Annotated in this window: 1 protein-coding gene; it reads left to right on the top strand. The window is 47.5% G+C overall.

The annotated features are described in order from the left end of the window. On the top strand, positions 1 to 1,175 hold a 1,175-nt coding region (locus tag LG31_RS0118565; RefSeq protein WP_152598442.1), incomplete at both ends, for a phage major capsid protein.

Genomic DNA, 1,175 nt, shown 5'->3' with positions numbered 1-1,175 from the left:
AACCAAATGATCGAAGGCATTGCTCAAAAGCAAGCCGAATTCGTTGAAAAGAATACTGCCGAAGTTGAAGGCATTAAATCACAACTGCAAGAGCTGGCCAAAACCAAATCTGCTCTGCAAACCGCCAATGAAACCATTGAATCAATCAAATCTGAAATCGAGCAAGTAAAAGCCGCTCAAGCAAAAGGACGTTTTTCTATGACCACTCAAAACCAAGAAGTTAAATTTACCGATATCTGCGCAGCTTATAAGTCTGCAATTGTTTCCGGCCAGATGGGCGAAACTAAAGCTGTATTTGCCTCTACTAACGCTGATATGGCTGCGCTGTATGTACAAGGTTGGGAAGCTGAAATTATCAAACCGATGAAGGACTTTTCTCCGATTCTGTCCAAAGTTGGTATTCGTGATGTTGATAGTACCCGTGGTCTGCGTAAGCGTGTCCAAGTTGCTAAGACTGGTTCGCGTGTAGGTCACGAAAACGTCGCCAACGCTATGCTGACTGACACTGGTGCAGCTAAGTTTGAATGGTACACCGCTGGCTTCGCCTGCATTGAATCCTTCCAAGTAATCACTAACGAAGCCAAACGCGAAGGCGACTTTGATATGGTTGGTTTGGCTGCTGACGTTCAGGAAACACTGGCCGTTGCTGCTGCTCGTAATGCCCTGTTTGGTTGTGAGCAAATGCCTGGCCTGTTTGCTTACTTCGGTGACAACAAAGCTGACGCAGAACGTGCGTTTGACAAGTATCAAGCACTGGACATGGTTAAGGGCTTTGGTACTGATTACTCAATCTCCTTGAAGCAACTGCAAGCTGTTAAACGCGCACTGGCTATGGCTTATCGTAATGCCGCTGTTTGGTACATGAACGAAGAGACCTATGACGTTCTGGGTGCAATGGTCGATGCCACTGGTCGTCCGCTGATTAAAGATATCCTGACTGAAGGCTTTGATGGTCAACTGCTGGGCCGCCCAGTTGTTATTGACCCGACCATGCCGGGTCTGAATGATGCTGGCAAGATTGCTGTTATGTTTGGTGATCTGCAACGCGCTGTTCAATTCTTCCGCATCAACGGCGCACACAAAGTTGACGAGCTGGCTATCTTCCGTGGCAACACTCACATCTACGACTCCGTAGAGTTTGGTATGCGTATGGAGCACAGCTTCGCACTGAAAGG

This window comes from Aeromonas lacus (assembly GCF_000764665.1).
In the GTDB taxonomy this organism is placed as follows: Bacteria; Pseudomonadota; Gammaproteobacteria; order Enterobacterales; family Aeromonadaceae; genus Aeromonas; species Aeromonas lacus.
This window is presented reverse-complemented; position numbering and strand designations above follow the sequence as displayed.